Origin of the sequence: Candidatus Planktophila limnetica (assembly GCF_002288365.1) — a bacterium.
Taxonomy (GTDB): domain Bacteria; phylum Actinomycetota; class Actinomycetes; order Nanopelagicales; family Nanopelagicaceae; genus Planktophila; species Planktophila limnetica.
Genome location: NZ_CP016782.1, coordinates 26,482 through 43,719 on the forward strand (window position 1 = coordinate 26,482; position 17,238 = coordinate 43,719).

The window sequence follows — 17,238 nt, forward strand, 5'->3', positions numbered from 1 at the left end:
AGGAGCACGAATGAAGAAGTACAAGCTCATCGCAGTTGTTGCTGCGACAGCGCTCTTGGTTTCAGCTGGCATCTCAACAAGCCAAGCTGCAGCAAAGAAGCGTTATGTAATCTCCGTTAAGTTGATCGGCGTCGGCTGGTTCGACAACATGGATAAAGGTATTAAGTCATGGGCTAAGTCAAAGAAGATTGACGCGACAATGACTGGTGCAACAGATGCTTCACCAGAAAAGCAATCAAAGATGGTTGAAGATCTTATTGCACAGAAAGTTACAGGTATTGGAATTGTTCCTAACGACGTAGCTTCAATCGATGGTGTTATTGCTAAAGCTAAAAAAGCAGGCATCAAGGTTGTAACTCACGAAGCAGCAGGAATTAAGAATGCTGATGCTGATATTGAAGCGTTCAATAACGCTGCATACGGCGCAGTTATGATGGATAACCTACAAGCATGTATGGGCGGCAGCGGAAAGTACGCTGCATTCGTTGGAACACTTACTAACGGAAGCCACAATGAATGGGTTGCTGGAGCACTTGCACAAGCAAAGGCTAAGTATCCAAACATCACACGTGTTGAAGATCCTCTAGAGTCAAAGGAAGATGCAGATGTTGCATACAACAAGACAAAGGAACTTCTAAAGAAGTACCCAGATCTCAAGGGTGTTGAAGGCTCATCAGCTAACGACGTAGTCGGTATCGGCCGCGCTGTTGAAGAACTTGGTCTAAATGACAAGGTCTGCGTAATGGGTACATCAATTCCTTCAATGACAAGCAAGTACGTTGCAACCGGAGCGATCGACAAGATCTTCTTCTGGGATTCAGCACTTGCAGGTCAAGCAATGTTGAACATGCTTGAAATCCTTAATAAGGGTGGAAAGATCAAGGCTGGTATGGACCTTAAGGTCGCTGGCTACAACAAGATCGTAAAGATCCCTGGCACAACAAAGGGTTGGGCAGGAGCAGCTTGGGTTATTGTTGATAAGAACAACATAACTAAGTACAAGATCTAACGATCAAGTAAAAAACAGCTTGAAAAGAGTGGGGCGCGGGAAACCGCGCCCCACTCTTACTTAAATAGCAATAAACTAAATCGGCCTCATAAAAATGTCAGAAAGGCATATACACAGAGATGGTTAAGTTGCTTACAGCGCAATACGGCGTAGAAAATATCGTCAAGAGTTTCGGTGGCGCCAAAGCACTATCAGGAGTATCGCTCTCCGTTAAAGGCGGCGAAGTTCACTGTATTGCTGGCGAAAATGGTTCTGGTAAATCCACACTTATTAAAATTATGAGTGGCGTTCATGCCCCAGATTCAGGAATCATTCAACTGGGCGAAAAAACTTTTAATCAACTCTCACCACGTGAAGCAGTCCGTGAAGGCGTTCAAGTAATTTTCCAAGATTTTTCTTTACTTCCAAACTTAACAGTTGCTGAAAATATTGCGATGCCTACCTATATTTTAAACAATTCACGCATACTAAGTAAGAATCAGACTAAAGAGATTGCATCAAATGCACTTGACCTCATTGGCGTTGATATTGATATCAACGCATCCGTTGCTGATATTTCAATCGCATCCAAGCAACTTATCGCAATCGCTCGTGCAACAAACCTTGGTGTGAAAATGTTGTTTATGGATGAACCAACAACAGCGCTCACACGCAAAGAAATCAAACGTCTATTTGAAGTTGTAGAACAGATCAAAGCACGCGGCGTTGCGACAGTCTTCGTCAGCCACAAGATTGATGAAATTCAAGAAATATGCAACACCATTACTATTTTGCGAAATGGTGAAGTTGTTGGCGACGGTTTAATGACAGACTTCAAACGTCAAGCTATTTCTAAAGCAATGACTGGACTCTCGGTCTCCGAAACTCGCATTGCGCCACCACTTAAGAAGACAACCAAAAAAGTTGTTGAATTAAAGAACTTCACCACAAAGCCAACATTTTCAAATATTTCGTTTTCAATAGCTCCTGGAGAAATCCTTGGAATGACAGGTTTGCTCGGTTCTGGACGCACAGAACTTGCAGAAGCAATCTTTGGTCAATACCCAGTTGATTCAGGCGAAATTATTGTTGACGGAAAACCAATTAAATTAAACTCTTCATCAGAGGCGCTCAAAGCAGGCATTGGTTATGTTCCACCAGATCGCCTCACACAAGGTTTATTTCTTGAGCAATCAATTCTTAATAACTTAGTTGCAGTCGGTATTGATCAATATCAAAGTAAAGGCGGAAGACTTTCAAAGAGCCGTCTTGCCCAAGCAGGAGAGCGCTGGATTAAAGACCTTCGTATCAAAACAAATAATCCTCAAAACCCTGTCACCTCACTTTCAGGTGGTAATCAACAACGCGTAGTACTCGCAAAGTGGCTGGCAATGAACCCACACTTAATGATTCTTAACGGTCCAACTGTTGGTGTTGATATCGGATCAAAGCGTGAAATTCTTGAAATTATTCGAGATCGCGCCAAAGAAGGAATGGCTTTTCTAGTTGTGTCAGATGATATTCCTGAGCTTGTTCAGATTTGTCACCGTGTGATTGTTATTAAAAATGGCCAGATTTCAAAGGAATTTAGTGAAGCGCAATTAGATGAAAAAGTTCTATATAAGGAGTTGAGTTAATTATGAATTTTAAGAAACTCCTTCTTCGCAACGAAACTGCTCTAATTATTGCAATCATCGTTCTTTCGTTGATTATTGGAATTAAGAGCCCTGAGTTCTTCACGCTGGCAAATCTTTTTGACATCTTCCGATCATCATTTGTGCAGTTAATTTTTGCACTCGGTGTGCTCATCGTGATCATCAGCGGTGGAATCGATATTTCATTTCCTGCCGTAGGTATTTTCGCCGGCTATACAGCCGTCGTATTGATGCAGCGCTTTGAATGGAATCCTGAAAATCTTCTCTTGCCAATCGCACTAGCGATTATTATCGGAACAATCCTGGGTGCGATTAACTCAATTGCAATTGCTACCTTTGGAATTCCCACATTGATTGCAACACTTGGTACCTCTGGAATTTTCCGTGGGCTCATGCTCACATTTATCGGTTCATCCTTTATCAGCGATATTCCAATAGCGCTAGATAAGTTTGCAACAGCAGATCTTCTTAAGATTCAACCTGAAGAAGGCACACTTGCCCGTCTGCATGTTTTGATTATTCCTGTAGCAATTCTGACAATTCTTATTTCACTTCTATTGACCAGAACTATGTTTGGCCGCTCTGTGTATGCACTTGGCGGAGGCGTTGAAGCAACACGTCGTTTAGGTATCTCAGTTAAACGCACCCAGGCAAAGATTTATATGTTGGTAGGCGGTCTTTCTGGTCTTGCTGGAATTTTATATGTTTCGCTACAAAGAAAAGCTAATCCATATGATCTAACCGGTTCCGAACTCGACATCATTGCAGCCGTTGTTCTAGGTGGTGCAAGCATCATGGGTGGTTACGGAACGGTATTTGGAACAGTTCTCGGAGTACTTCTTATCAGTTTGATTAAGGGCAATCTCATTCTTCTAGGCGTAAGTGGTTCATGGCAACGCGCTGCAGTGGGCGCGCTTCTCATTATTGGTATCACCGTTCAGGCACTTAACGAGAGCAAAAAAGCCAAAAATCGAAGAGTGTCAACAAGTGATGAGGCGGGCGAATAATGAACGAGCGTTTGAGTAAATTTAACACTGGCCTACTTGCCGATCGCAAGATCACACAATTGATGATCTTTACCGCTCTTACCTTTTTTATCTTCTCCTACGTTTCAAAAGATATCTTCTTTACATCATCTAACTTCGTATCGATGGCTTATCAAATCCCTGAGATTGCGATTTTAAGTATTGCCCTGATGCTTTCAATGCTCACAGGTGGAATTGATCTTTCAATTGTTTCCATCTCAAATGCTGCAGCTCTCGTTGCTTCATGGGTTATGACAAATAAAATGGGTGAGTCAGAAAACCTATCTAACAAGTGGATCATCATTGCGTGTGTGCTCGGTACGATTGTTGGTGTTTTAGCAGGCGCCGTTAACTCTATTTTGGTCGCACAACTGAATGTGACACCTATTCTTGCAACCCTTGCAACCATGACTCTTTTTAACGGAATTGCAATTGGCATGACTAACGGAGAGTCTGTCTCAGGACTTCCAGAGCAATTCATGCGAGTTGGAAATGGAACCTTCTTTGGTATCCCAACTCCATTTGTATTAATGATTGTCATCGCTCTTGCTGTGGGATTCTTCATCAACCGCACAACTCTTGGCCTTAAAGTCTTCCTTGTTGGAACTAACCGAAAAGCAGCGCAATACAGTGTTATGGGCGATCGCAAAGTAATTGCGTGGGTTTATTTAATCTCAGGTCTTTTGTCTTCACTTGCTGGGCTAATCATTGCCTCCCGCACATCGGCTGCGAGCCCGGACTTTGGCTCTTCATACATTCTTCTTGCAATCGTTATTGTCGTTCTTGGCGGCGTTAATCCAAATGGTGGATTCGGAACTGTTACAGGCGTAATTCTTGCAACAGTTGTTCTACAGATGGTTGCCTCAGGATTTAATATTTTACGCTTTAGTCAGTTCTTCTATCTTGCCGCGCAAGGTGGAGTACTTATCATCGTTATGATTCTAAACGTTGTACTTGAAAATCGCAGAACCAATAAATCTATTGCTAAGTCATTGAGGACCTAATGTCACTAATCGAGCGTTTAGAAAAATACTGTCTAACCCCTGCAATGTCAGGTTTTGAAGATGAGATGATTAAAAAGCTCAAAGCTGATTTAGAAGATTATGTTGATGAGATTCGAGTCGATGTACTTGGCAATGTGATTGCCACAATAAATGGCACATCAGCAGATGGTTCAGATTTAATGATTTTTGCTCATACCGATTCACTCGGAATGATCGTTAAGGGCGTTGAAGAAAATGGCTTTATTCGAATTGAACGAGTCGGTGGAGTTCCTGAGCGAATCCTGGCTGCATCAAATGTAGTTTTGCAAACAACCTCAGGCAAAATAGTAAATGGCGTTATTGGATTTGTATCCCATCACCTCACACCGCCAGAAGATAAATACATAGTTAAGCCAATCGGTGAGTGTTATGTTGATATCGGTGCGACGAGTGCGAAGGAAGTTGCAGCTGCTGGCGTAAAGATAGGCACACCAGTTTTGTATCGTCCAAGTTTTGAAAAACTCGTAAATAACAGAGTCGCAGCAACGTCACTAGATGATCGCGGTGGATGCGCAGTTCTAGTTGAGCTTGCACAACACTTTAGTAAGAAGCGTCCAAAAGTAACGTTGCATCTAGTTGGAACAGTTCAAGAAGAGTTCAATTTGCGTGGTGCAATGGTTGCGGCGCAACAAATTCACCCAACGGCTGCGATAAGTATTGATTTAGTTGCTGCATCTGATACCCCTGATATTCATGGGGGAAATGCCGTAGAAGTTGGCGCCGGCCCAGTAGTTGGCACATATACATTCCATGGCCGCGGAACACTAAATGGATTAATTCCACACCCACGTTTGCTCTCACTGATCGAAGAGGCCGCAGATGCGCAAAAAGTTGATCTCCAACGTCACGCAACTATTGGCTTGTTAACCGATGCTTCATATGTGCAGTTAGTTGGTGGAGGTATTGCATGCGTAGATGTCGCATGGCCAACTCGTTACACGCACTCAGGCGTTGAAGTCTGCTCACTTGATGACTTAGAAGATCTCACAAAGCTACTCATAGGAGTTGTTAAGAAGTTTCCAACCGATGAGAATTTCACTCGAGGTTAACTCTTTAACAAGGGGATAACGCCATGGGACAAGACTTACTTCTTGGAATAGATATTGGCACCTATGAATCAAAGGGCGTCCTAACTACTCCGCAAGGAAAAGTAATTGCGCAAGCAACAATTGCCCACAAGCTTTTATTTCCACGAGCCGGTTGGGCAGAACACGATCCAGAGCTAACGTGGTGGGGAGATTTTTGTAATCTATCCAAGCAATTACTTGCTACCGATGGTGTTTCACCAAGTGATATCAAAGGCGTTGGCGTCAGTGCAATTGGCCCAGATGTATTGCCTATCGATGAAAACTTCAATCCCTTGCGCATGGGAATTTTATATGGCGTTGATACACGAGCAGTCGAAGAAATTGATGAACTAAACGCTATCTATGGCGAAGACACAATTTTTAATGCAACAGCAAATACTCTGTCGTCGCAATCAACAGGGCCAAAGATTCTATGGATTAAGAAAAACGAACCTGAGGTCTATAAAAAAGCCAGATGGTTTGTTGATGCAACCACTTTTATTGTTGCTCGCTTAACTTCTCGAGTCGTAGTCGATCACTTCTCGGCCGGCACCATGGTTCCGATGTATGACCCGTGGAAAAATCAGTGGAGTGATAAGTACTGCAAAGAAATTTTAGATATTAATCAACTTCCAGAGCTTATGTGGAGCCATGAATTAGCGGGCCACATCATTGAATCAGCGTCAAAAGCCACTGGTTTAGCAGTTGGAACCCCTGTTTCTGTGGGCACAATTGATGCGGGCGCAGAGGCACTAAGCGTTAGCGTTACACAGCCTGGTGAATTAATGATGATGTATGGCTCAACAATTTTCATGATTCAAGTAACCGATAACGATCAAGCACGGGATAAAAGATTATGGGCAGGTCCTTATCTTTTCCCCGGCACATGGTGCTTACTGGCAGGAATGGCAACGAGTGGATCATTGACCCGTTGGTTTAAAGATAACTTTGCAAAAGAGTTGGTCGCAGCCGAAGAAGCAGGCGGTGAAAACGCTTATGCAGTATTAGTAAAAGAAGCAGCGGCAACGCCACCGGGGGCTGAAGGAGTAGTTGTACTTCCTTATTTCAGTGGAGAGCGCACACCAGTTATGGATCCCCGTGCAAAGGGAATGATCTTTGGTTTAAGTCTGACGCATACTCGTGGACATATTTTCAGAAGCATTCTTGAAGGTATGGGTCACGGATTTAAACAACACGTTGATTTGTTCACCGCAATTGGTGCACGTCCACACGCAATTAAATCTGTTGGTGGCGGCACAAAAAATGCCGTCTGGTTACAAGCCGTCAGTGATATTTCAGGAGTGCCACAAGAAGTTGCGCCCCTTACATTCGGTGCTTCATATGGGGATGCACTTCTTGCAGGAGTTGCAGTGGGATTAGTCTCTAGCCCAGAAGAGATTCGCGTGTGGCAAGGTAAGCCAACCATTGTGCAGCCAGATCCATCACTTGCGCCAACGTATGCACCACTGAGTGAGATTTACTCTAATTTGTATCAATCAACAAAAGAGTCAATGCACAAACTCCATGAATTGGGTTATTAAGACTAATTACGGGTGCAGCATCACGCGATAACTAGGTGAAGATGTTGCACGCTCAAAGGCTGCAGCAGCTTCTATAAGTGGAAACGTCGCGTCAACAATGGGTGATAAATCAATCTGACCTGTTGCAATGAGATCAGTTGCAACTGCGTGATCGCGGCGATCAGCGCTAACAACACCAACTGCTGAAGTTTCGCGGTTATGCATCAGGTTTGGATCAATTGCAAAAGGTGTCACTGGGTGGGCAGAGGCAAAAAGGCATATTTTTCCTCGTGTATTGAGCACATCTAGAGCATCTTGATTGACTTCTTCACTGCCATAGGCTGCGATAGAAAAATCAACGCCTCCAAGAAATGCCGCCTTCACGCGATCTCGAATATCTGGACCTGCTTGTAATACGAGATCGGCGCCGAGTGATGTTGCCTTTGCAAGGCGAGCTTCATTGACATCGACAACTGCAACACGAAGCCCAGATTTTTTCAAAACCATTAAGTTAAGCAATCCCATAGTGCCGGCGCCAAATACAACTGCGGTGTCGCCCAAGCGCGCATCTAATAAGCGCGCAGCATGTATTGCACACGATAAAGGTTCTGCAAGTGCTGCTTGATCCCACGGTGCATTACCAACCGGGAAAACACCATCGCTTCTATGTATTTTGTACTCTGCAAAACCACCAGGACCGTAGAAACCACCTTTAAGGGAGAAGTTTAAGAAGTGTTCGGCGCACCCTTTATCTTGTCCGCGAAGACAAGCACGGCACGTTCCACATGAAGATGAACCCATTGTGACTCTGTCACCAACTTTTACATTTGTTACTAACTCACCGATTGCTGCGATTTCTCCAGCATTTTCATGTCCACCAACTAGTGGGTAATCAGATTTCGCTTGACCTGTGTAAATGCGTTGTTCCCATGTGCACAGACCTGCAGATTTGATCTTGAGCAAAACATCGCGCGGTCCAATAACTGGCATTGGCACATCAACGATTTGGATCTGCTTCACTCCAGATATTGCTGCAGCCTTCATCATCTGACTCATTGTTCCTACTTCTTTTCTAGAACGAGCATTGCTTCATCAACTGATGCGTTCTTATGAACAATGGCGCGAATAGCTTTTATGAATTTAGCTGGAGTTGGATGTTGGACAATATTTCGACCATAAACAACTCCAGATGCACCAGAATCAATTGCAATGCGTGTGCGCTCCAGTAATTCGCGAGGAGGCACTGAGCCACCACCACGAACAAGTACTGGCACACCGGATGCAATCTCAACGATCTGATTGAAATCAGTCATAGGCACTGTCGGATCGACCTTTATGAGGTCGGCGCCTAGTTCTACAGCCTGTCGCACAAGGGCTGCAATCTTATTTACATCGCCCACAGAAGTAGTTCCGGTTCCTGACTTTGCAGTCATCACAAGAGGTTCAACCATCAGCGGAATTCCTTCTTCGCGGCACTTAGCGCCAATTAACTGAATGTTCTGCACGCATTGCTCTTGCAGACGAGAGTTCTCATCGATGTTAAGAAGGTTAAGTACAACAACTTTTACGCGCTTATCAAAAGCATCGGAAAGGGTGGCAAGATTTGCGGTGTCCCATGAGTATTCAATATCGCGCGCTTCATAGGCGTTAGTCACATCAAGACGCAACGCGATAGCCACATCTGTCTTTAAATTCAGTGAGTTAAAAATCTTGAGTCCACCTGGGTTTAACTGAATTGCATCTGGCTGTCCGTCAATGATGCCGGGCAATGACTTTGCAAGATCTTCAATCCCTTTTGCAAAAGATCTTTCTCCAAAGATTCCAAGGTCTAATGCAATATTGATGCACTTACCTGATTTTGGATTAAACATTCCTTCAAGGCGCTTATTCACTTAAGTTCACTCCTGCACGATTAGAAATCACTTTGACGATTGCCGAAGCGTTTAGTTCTCCCATGCCCGCGTCCACGCCCTCTTTTGCTAACTCCTCTGTTGTCACAGCAATGGAAACAGGAGAGTTAAGTCGGCTTGCAAATGCTTGAATGAGTCGAGCATCTTTTAACATTAACTTCAATGGAAAGTTAACTTCGTAATCATCCTTAATCACACCGGCGCCTACGCCTGCATAAATTGGAGTTTTAAAATCTGCAACAGCGGCAACTTCAAGAACTTTAGTGAGGTCTAGCCCAGCTTTTTTAGCCAGGGTTAGTGCTTCACCGATAGAAACAATTTGGGATGCAACAAGTAAGTTGCCCACTAGTTTCATCTTTGTGCCATTGCCGCCTACGCCCATGTAATGAAGGGTTTCGCTAATTGGCTCTAGAACCGGCAAAGACTTCTTATAAACATCTTCTGGTCCACCAATAACAATCCACAAACCACCATCGCGCGCTTCACCCTTTGTGCCGAAGACAGGAGCGTCTAGAAACGCTATACCCCTTGATTCATACACCTTTCGCTCTGCAGCGCTGGTGACAGGATCGATCGTAGAAAGGTCGATAACAATCGTTGATTTTTCTACTTTACTCGCAAGCTCTGGCCCTTTAAGAAATAGAGCATCAACTGCAACGTCATCTGCAAGGCAGTACATAAGAAAGTCAGCACCGGCTAACAATTGTGTTGGATCGCTAACAGTTTTCGCGCCAACTTTTTCAATTGCTGCATACTTACTGTCGCTTCTATTCCAGACTGTTACATCGTGGCCGGCCTTAACAAGATTTGCGACCATGCCAGAGCCCATAATTCCAAGCCCAATAAAACTTACCTTTGCCATGAATATCTCCTAACGAGATTTATTTGCAGCCGAAACAAGTTCGATGACTCGTTTTGGATCTACAGGATTAAAAGTCTTTCCATCTACCTTCATGCTGCTGCCAGCAATTACGCCATCTGCAATCTTTAAAGTATCGGCAATGGTTGTGGCATTAACACCAGTGTTTGCAAAGACAGGAATCTTCTTCGCTGTTTCTTTTGCGGCCAATAAATCTTCACTGCTATAGGCAACACCTGCAACTGGTCCAGAAATCAAGATTGCATCAAAGCCAAAGTACTCAGCAGCCTTTGCGCGTTGAGCAACGGTGCGACCTTCGAGGGCGGAAGCAAATTCAGGAACAATGTTTGTAAAGAGTGCGATGTGCTCTGCCTTTAAACGCGTGCGAGTCTGTGCAACAAAAGCAGGGTCCGGTGCCAATGGCCCCATGTCACTTGCAAAAGAGCCACACATAACTTCGCGAACAAAGGATGCACCGCAAGCAGATGCTGCTTCGATAGATGCAATTGGATCCCACAGCAGATTTACACCGTAAGGCAATTTCAATTGATCATGGACCGCACCGATCATGAACGTTGTCCATGCACCGACTTCGGAGTTCACACGAGTTGTATAAGGAAGATCGCTCTCATTACAAAATAAGAGTCCATCGATTCCACCATCTTGCAAAGCTTTCACATCGGCTGTAACAGCTGCAATCATCGCCTTTAGATCTGGCTTACTTTTAAATTGAGGCTGTCCTGGAGATGCCGGTAAGTGCACCATTCCGATAATTGGCTTGGACGCCTTGAAAATTGAAGATAATTCGATGCTCATGGTTCGATTTCAACCCCTCTGTAGGGACAAAATCTAACACAAAATATGTGATGAAATGTTACCCGTTCGGGGTCAATATCGTCGCCGCAGGCCCAAGTTGGCGCTGCATCGACTCCTTGCCATCACTAGATGTCACAAATTCATCGACGATATCAATGCCTGCCACACGGTAATTAGCTGTCACGCCACCCTTAGATGGATCGACCAAGACAATTACTTCTTCGCACCTTTCAACCATTGAACGGTTGATATCTGCAATCACCTGATCAAACTCAGTTAGCCCACCGTTCTTTGAAACTCCACCGGAGCCAATAATTGTTCTACTCGCAACAAAGCGGTTAATTGTTTCTTGTGCGATCACACCAGTCTGGGCCAAATCCGCTGTGGCAATAACACCGCCAGTACTAATTACTTCAATACCGCGGGAAGCAAGCTGGGAGGCGTGGGGAAGAGATGGCGTAATAACAGTTAAATCTAAATCATTTGGCAAGAACTGCGCGAAGACGGCAGTAGTTGAACCAGTGCCTAAGAAAATCACTTCACCCTTTTCAATTAGCGATGCCGCGTATTGACCGATTTGGGTTTTAGCCAACGTTTGATCCATTGCCCGTGGGTGTAACAAGAGATCGTGTGAATGCACTAACTGCGCCGATGCGCCGCCACGAGTAGTTTTTAAGTACCCGGCTTCTTCGAGAATATGTAAGTCGCGGCGAACCGTCATCGATGAAACGCCTAATTCATCTGCAAGGCTTGCAAAATCTACTGCGTTTTCAGATGCAACTCTTTCGAGAATTTTCTGGTGACGCTCAACAGATAGTAAACGGCGCATAATTAAGGAATCCTACAGACTAAAGAGCAGCCTTCGAATTCTCTCCTCCAAACAAAGCCTTACCTTGATATACGGTTAGTGGCTCTGCCAATAGATCATCTAATTTTCCTAAGAAGGATTTGACATGAGGCGTTTCTAAGTGTGATTGGAATGCAGCCTCATCTTTATACACTTCAATATTCATAAAAGTTCCAGGTTGATCAATTAACTCGTGCACGTGATATCCCCGCACGCCAACCTCATCCCACGAAGCGCTCGCGCCACCATGTAGTTCTTCGCGCAGTTCACTTTCTTTTCCTGGCTTTGCTTTAAATATCGCAGTAACAATCATGACTTCCCTCTTTGATATCAGTTAAAAAAGTATGAGCCCGAGTTTACTGATGTGAGTGCAAAAGCAATAGAGTCTTTTGGATAGGAAATCCGTGCGTAAAACAAGGCAATAAAAGGCTTTCGAAACGTTTGGGGGGCATATAAAAAACAGGTAGGATTCACACGCATTAAGCGCCCGTAGCTCAACGGATAGAGCATCTGACTACGGATCAGAAGGTTAGGGGTTCGAATCCCTTCGGGCGCACTTAATTAGCTTCTAAGTATTGCTTTGAAACCACTCGAACAAGAATTGGCTTAGCGCTCACCCAAGAGATCCCATAAACCTTTTCGAAAGCTTGGTCGAAGGTCATTCCTGAAGCGTACTTATCAAGTACTTCAAATGTGGATGAAATTCCACCAATTGAAACAAGCGCCTCAACAGCTATAAATCCAATGTCATATATGTGTTGTCGAGATGCAGCGTCGCACGGTTGTTGATGTTGCAAATCAAAGAACTTGTTAATACTTGCTTCTGAAAAATCAGGTAGACCGCGCAATGGCGGACGAAGCCAGTTATAACGATTAACTGAATAAGAAGCGAGACTTTCACTAGCTGAAGTTTGGCCAACCACTTGCGGTTGTCCTTCAGAGAACCAACAAGGGATTGAGAATTTCTTTAATCCATACTTCTTATATATGGATTTCTGAATCGTGTGGGTGGTTTCGTGGGCGTAATGAGATCTAATAGTTGAAATTTTTGTATTCATAGAATTTGGCAAACCAGATGTGGCCTGAGTAATCAAGCCTGAATCTAAGGAGATATTTCCGAAGGCGCCGTCACATTCTGATGCAGAAGTACATGCAACACTGACTTGGTCGGCAAATGTGTCACTTAATGTGAAGGGAGATTCGATCGTTCCCAGGCGAGTTTTAGCCCAATCCCTGTCTTGGAAATTAAATGCAATCACTAAAAACTTAGATTGTCGAGGAAAGCTTGCTCCAAGTTGATTGGCCCTAGAAATTCCATATTCAATTTCTGAATAGTTGTATAGGATTTTTGTAGATGGTCCTTTTTCCACTTCTATTTTAATCGGCGCACTCAAAGGCTGATCCAAGAGCTTCTTTGCATTAGCCCAAACAGCATCAGGAATTCCTTTGTAATTAGATTCCAGATTGGCAAAACTAGTTGGCTTTACAACTACAGGCGTAGTTTTAGAAATTGACTTCCAGAGCAGCTTTTTAGCAACCTTAGTACAAACGAATTTAACCGAATTGGAACTCTGAACCTGACCAAACTTCTTACACGCACTGCCATCTTTAATTGCGGCATTAGCTGTTGCAGGAAATGCAAGCATTCCAGCCAGAACAGCAATGAGAAGCTTTTTAGTCATAATAAGTAATTACTCAGCTGCAATAACGTCGCCAACGATCTTTACTTGGAAATCGAGTTGGTTGAGGTCGTTATTCTCCATAAATGCAGTTGCTGCTTCAGTAACGAGGTCCACGTATGACTGACCTTCTTCACGAGATGATTCATTAATTGTTAAAGGGATTTCTGCTATTAATTCAATATTGATGCTAACAATTGCCACGAGTGCTCCTTATTTAGTAAGAAGTAAAGAATACGGTGCGTTAGAGCCCTCAGTCGGGATTGAACCGAAGAGGAGTGCAAAAACTGGACGCTTTTGCCCGCAATCCAGTTTTTGACTCATCCCCTCAGATGAACACACGAACAGGGTGTGCGGGTGGTACTTAAATATCTTTGTGTAGATGGTTAGTACTAATTGAGTTAATAGAGGGTTAAGTATTTCCTAAATTCAATGTGTTCACTTTATCTACTGCAATCTGTAACCATCCGTTTTATGTGCAACTGCCAATATTCGACGCAGTAGATAACTACTAACTCGTATAAGGAGAAAAATGAAAAAGGGCTTCGTAATTGCAGCGATAGCAGCGTCGCAGATTGCTGTGGGAGTATCTCCTGCATCTGCAGCAAGTTATCCTGTTTATGTAGAACCAGTCGCATCAGGTGTTTCACTCAATGTTGTCGGAACAGTTGGCGATGTAGTCAATGGATATCAAATTGTAGGAATCCCAGATGGAATGGGATTAATTAAAGAAGGCAAGAAGCTTTCTCTCATCACAAACCACGAATTAAGCGCAACCAATCCAGTTGTAGCCGCTCGCACAACAGCAGGTGGAGCAGCACTTGGTTCATTTGTTAGCAAGATTACTTTGGATCCAAAGACTCTCAAGCCAACAGCGGCTGAAGATTTGTTTTCAACAGTTTCTTGGTATGACTATGCAAGTGGAACATGGGGAACTAACCCAACTGCTCCACTAGGTGCAGCGTTGAAAGATTCATACGGAACTCCAAATCACACAAACGCTTTTAACCGTTTCTGCTCAGCAACTCTTGCACCAGCAGGAACTTTTTATAATAAAAAGACAGGTGCTGGATTCAAAGATGCCCTTTATCTAACCGGTGAAGAAGGCGACGATGAATCTCGTGGATTTGTTTCAACAATGGATGGCGACGTTGCACAGATCCCTGGATTTGGTTTAGCAGCATGGGAAAACTTCATCCCAGTGCCAACTAATAACGATGTCACAGCAGTTATGAGCAACGAAGATGGCGCAGCAGTTGCTAGCCAGTTGTTTATGTATGTTGGCAAGAAGCAGAAGTCAGGCACTTTCTATCAAAAGGCTGGACTTACAAACGGTAAGAATTATGTTCTTAGCGGCTTCCCAGGAGATGACAACCAGATCCGTTCTCTCTTTGGAAAGAACAGCCCGATTCCAGTTGAGTTCACAGAAATCAACTATTTGCTCAGCGGTAAAGAGCAGAATGATAAAGCCCTCGAAAAAGGACTTCGTCTTTCACGCGTAGAAGATGGTCACTTTGATCCTAAGAATCCAAATGACTATTACTTCGTAACTACTGAATCAAATAAGGATTCAAAAGCAACAACTGGTAATCCAGAATATCCAGGCGCATCTCGTGACGGTGGAGCGCTATGGCGCCTACGTTTTGATGATGTAGCCAATCCTCTTAAGGGTGGAACTCTTGAAATGTTATTAGATGGCTCAGAAGATGTCTACATGAGCAAGCCAGATAACATCACAATTGATAATAAAGGCAATCTTTTGATTCAGGAAGATCCAGGCAGAAATGATGCAATCGCTCGCATTGTTGCCTACAGAATCTCTGATGGCGCACTTGGTGTAGTTGCTAAGTTCAAAGATCAATACTTCAAAAAAGGTGGAGCAGACTTCATCACAAACGATGAAGAGTCCAGCGGAATTATTGATGTGACTAGCTTCCTTAAGAAGGGAAGTTCAGATAAAGCAACATATTTCATGTTCAACGCTCAGGTTCACGCACCAGCTGCTAAGGCTCGCATGGACATTACCGATGCAACAGCGGTCGCAAATCTTGCAACAGCTATTGAAGGTGGACAGTGGTATGTAATGAAGGTTACGGACTGGAAAAAAGTCTACGGCCTCTAAAAACTAAACAAATAAGGGGCAGAGATACCTCTGCCCCTTATTTGTTTTCTAATGAGCCACGAGGGTGGGATTAGCTCTTAACTTAACCGCTCTCGAGGAATAAGATTTGCAAATGAAGCCGAAGACGACAACCAAACTTTTTGCATGTGGACTTTTGGTTGTGCTCATGCTCCCCGCACAGGCGTTTGCTGCTGCAAACCCAAAGAGTGGAGCTTCTTGTACAAAGTCAGGAATAATTAAAGAGTTTCAGAATAAAAAATTCACTTGTATAAAAGTAAACAAGAAACTTATTTGGAACAAAGGTTCCTTAATCGTAAAACCTGTAGCAGGAATCCCAGTTTCCGAACCGATTCAACAATCTATTCCAACGGGGCCGCAGGAAGTAACTCAAAAAAATTTGCCATCAGGTTGCCATGCTCGAGTATCAGCCACACTTCAATTGAAAGATGGATCCAATTGGAAAGACCTCGGTGGGCCTGATGGGTGGGAATCAATTGCCACTTGCCCGAGTACAAACCCTTATCAACCTTTTAAAACTGTAACTTTACAAAGCGGAAGCATCGTTCGATGGAAAATTTATTCGCCAGGTAATTGGGAATGGTTTGGAAGCGAAGAAACTATCACCCCTGTCTTCAAGCCAGCTAATGTCTGCCAACTGCTTGGTCAAGATGGAAACTCCAACATGAACATGGGTTTCCCAAAAAGAAGTAGTCGGTTAACAAGCAATGGTGTAATCCGAGCAATCGTTGTAGGAGTTGATTTTCCAGATGTTCAAAGTACTGGAAATCCCGCAACAGAATTCTCTGAAATGACAGACGGAATGCAGACTTTTTATAAAAAAATGTCTGGGAATCGGGTTTCTTTCAGCTTCACCTATACCGACAAATTTATTCGAATGCCCTTTGAATCAACAAAGTTTAATCTTGGAAAATGGAACAGCGGAGACTCCTGGGGATATGTAAATGCATTAATATCGGGCACGGATACAGAAATTGATTTCAGTAAATACGATGTGGCTTATTTCTTAAGCCCCCGCACAATCCCTTGGGATTCAATTGCCTACGGACCAGCATTTCCAATTGATTTACAATCAAAAGATGGAGCAATTAAGAATTCAACATTCTCAGGTGCAGATGCATACCAAAATTTTCCAGGTGCGGGCTGGAAATGGATTTCTCACGAAACCGGACACCTATTTGGTTTGCATGATCTTTATACCCTCAGTACAAAACCATCCACGTATGGATCTTGGGATCTAATGTCGCTTAATTGGTCCAATGCAGCAATTGAATTAAATGCTTGGAATAGATACATACAAGGGTGGTTAACAGATAACCAAGTTAGATGTCTAGATAAATCCAATTTATCTGCAACAGAAGTGGTCGTATCTCCAATCGCAAGAGTTGATTCTGGAGTAAAGGCGGTCACCATAAAGCTCAGCGATACGAAAATTCTCGTAATTGAATCTCGTCGGAATGAAGGTCTAGACGTGTTAAGCCCGAGTCAGGCTGGAACATTGGTTTACACAGTTGATATGACTGTGATGAGTATTCAAGGCGGTTGGAGCACACAACGTCGCACTGGTTCGACTGCACTGGATTTTTCAGATGCTGCTTTAAAAACTGGCGATAAAATTGTTGTCGATGGTGTAACTATTGAAATTCTGACTCAAGATTCTAATGGAGACAAAGTAAGAGTTTCTTAACT

At 43.6% G+C, this 17,238-nt stretch carries 16 protein-coding genes and 1 tRNA gene; 9 read left to right on the forward strand and 8 right to left on the reverse strand.

The features are described 5' to 3' along the window. Positions 1-10 precede the first annotated feature (10 nt). From PHILAsVB114_RS00155 to PHILAsVB114_RS00180, 6 genes are all read left to right on the forward strand, one after another. A complete protein-coding gene (locus PHILAsVB114_RS00155) occupies positions 11-1,009 on the forward strand; it encodes a substrate-binding domain-containing protein (protein WP_095697406.1) in 999 nt (332 codons plus the stop codon). Between the two features lie 119 nt (positions 1,010-1,128). Continuing rightward, positions 1,129-2,625 carry a sugar ABC transporter ATP-binding protein gene (locus PHILAsVB114_RS00160; RefSeq protein ID WP_095697407.1) on the forward strand — a complete coding sequence of 499 codons (1,497 nt, stop codon included), beginning with the start codon at positions 1,129-1,131 and terminating at the stop codon, positions 2,623-2,625. Positions 2,626-2,627: 2 nt separating this feature from the next. Next, positions 2,628-3,650: an ABC transporter permease gene (locus tag PHILAsVB114_RS00165; RefSeq protein ID WP_095697408.1), complete on the forward strand. Its 1,023-nt coding sequence runs from the start codon at positions 2,628-2,630 to the stop codon at positions 3,648-3,650. Beyond that, positions 3,650-4,672 carry an ABC transporter permease gene (locus tag PHILAsVB114_RS00170; protein ID WP_095697409.1) on the forward strand — a complete coding sequence of 341 codons (1,023 nt, stop codon included), beginning with the start codon at positions 3,650-3,652 and terminating at the stop codon, positions 4,670-4,672. The genes PHILAsVB114_RS00165 and PHILAsVB114_RS00170 overlap by 1 nt, the downstream gene beginning before the upstream one ends. Then, entirely contained in the window at positions 4,672-5,760 is a 1,089-nt protein-coding gene (locus tag PHILAsVB114_RS00175) for a M42 family metallopeptidase (RefSeq protein ID WP_095697410.1), read from the forward strand. Before PHILAsVB114_RS00170 ends, PHILAsVB114_RS00175 begins: the two co-directional genes overlap by 1 nt. Positions 5,761-5,783: 23 nt before the next feature. Beyond that, a complete protein-coding gene (locus tag PHILAsVB114_RS00180) occupies positions 5,784-7,319 on the forward strand; it encodes an FGGY-family carbohydrate kinase (RefSeq protein WP_095697411.1) in 1,536 nt (511 codons plus the stop codon). 6 nt (positions 7,320-7,325) lie between these two features. On the opposite strand, the gene PHILAsVB114_RS00185 is transcribed toward PHILAsVB114_RS00180, so the two are convergent. The 6 genes from PHILAsVB114_RS00185 to PHILAsVB114_RS00210 are packed head-to-tail and all read right to left on the reverse strand — an operon-like array spanning position 7,326 to position 12,043. Beyond that, positions 7,326-8,354 (reverse strand): zinc-dependent alcohol dehydrogenase, encoded by a 1,029-nt coding sequence (locus PHILAsVB114_RS00185; RefSeq protein WP_095697412.1) that lies wholly within the window; start codon positions 8,352-8,354, stop codon positions 7,326-7,328. Positions 8,355-8,359: 5 nt separating this feature from the next. Next, positions 8,360-9,190: a class I fructose-bisphosphate aldolase gene (locus tag PHILAsVB114_RS00190; protein ID WP_095697413.1), complete on the reverse strand. Its 831-nt coding sequence runs from the start codon at positions 9,188-9,190 to the stop codon at positions 8,360-8,362. Beyond that, a complete protein-coding gene (locus tag PHILAsVB114_RS00195; protein WP_095697414.1) occupies positions 9,183-10,070 on the reverse strand; it encodes an NAD(P)-dependent oxidoreductase in 888 nt (295 codons plus the stop codon). The genes PHILAsVB114_RS00190 and PHILAsVB114_RS00195 overlap by 8 nt, the downstream gene beginning before the upstream one ends. 9 nt (positions 10,071-10,079) lie before the next feature. Beyond that, positions 10,080-10,883, reverse strand: coding sequence for a BtpA/SgcQ family protein (locus PHILAsVB114_RS00200; RefSeq protein WP_095697415.1), 804 nt, complete (start codon positions 10,881-10,883; stop codon positions 10,080-10,082). 58 nt (positions 10,884-10,941) lie between these two features. Further along, the gene (locus PHILAsVB114_RS00205) at positions 10,942-11,712 is read right to left on the reverse strand and encodes a DeoR/GlpR family DNA-binding transcription regulator (RefSeq protein WP_095697416.1); all 771 of its coding nucleotides are present in this window, start codon (positions 11,710-11,712) and stop codon (positions 10,942-10,944) included. A 19-nt stretch (positions 11,713-11,731) separates the two neighbouring features. Then, positions 11,732-12,043: a putative quinol monooxygenase gene (locus PHILAsVB114_RS00210; protein ID WP_095697417.1), complete on the reverse strand. Its 312-nt coding sequence runs from the start codon at positions 12,041-12,043 to the stop codon at positions 11,732-11,734. 170 nt (positions 12,044-12,213) lie between these two features. Between PHILAsVB114_RS00210 and PHILAsVB114_RS00215 the strand changes: the two genes are divergently transcribed. Then, a tRNA-Arg gene (locus PHILAsVB114_RS00215) sits at positions 12,214-12,286 on the forward strand. 1 nt (position 12,287) lies between these two features. On the opposite strand, the gene PHILAsVB114_RS00220 is transcribed toward PHILAsVB114_RS00215, so the two are convergent. Both PHILAsVB114_RS00220 and PHILAsVB114_RS00225 read right to left on the reverse strand, forming a co-directional pair. After that, positions 12,288-13,412, reverse strand: a complete 1,125-nt coding sequence (locus PHILAsVB114_RS00220) for a hypothetical protein (protein ID WP_095697418.1) — start codon at positions 13,410-13,412, stop codon at positions 12,288-12,290. Between the two features lie 9 nt (positions 13,413-13,421). Continuing rightward, positions 13,422-13,613 (reverse strand): hypothetical protein, encoded by a 192-nt coding sequence (locus tag PHILAsVB114_RS00225; protein WP_095697419.1) that lies wholly within the window; start codon positions 13,611-13,613, stop codon positions 13,422-13,424. Positions 13,614-13,941: 328 nt separating this feature from the next. Here PHILAsVB114_RS00225 and PHILAsVB114_RS00230 point away from each other — a divergent pair, with 328 nt between their 5' ends. Further along, positions 13,942-15,531, forward strand: coding sequence for an alkaline phosphatase PhoX (locus PHILAsVB114_RS00230; RefSeq protein WP_095697420.1), 1,590 nt, complete (start codon positions 13,942-13,944; stop codon positions 15,529-15,531). Between the two features lie 112 nt (positions 15,532-15,643). Beyond that, positions 15,644-17,236 (forward strand): metallopeptidase domain-containing protein, encoded by a 1,593-nt coding sequence (locus PHILAsVB114_RS00235; RefSeq protein ID WP_095697421.1) that lies wholly within the window; start codon positions 15,644-15,646, stop codon positions 17,234-17,236. Positions 17,237-17,238 lie beyond the last annotated feature (2 nt).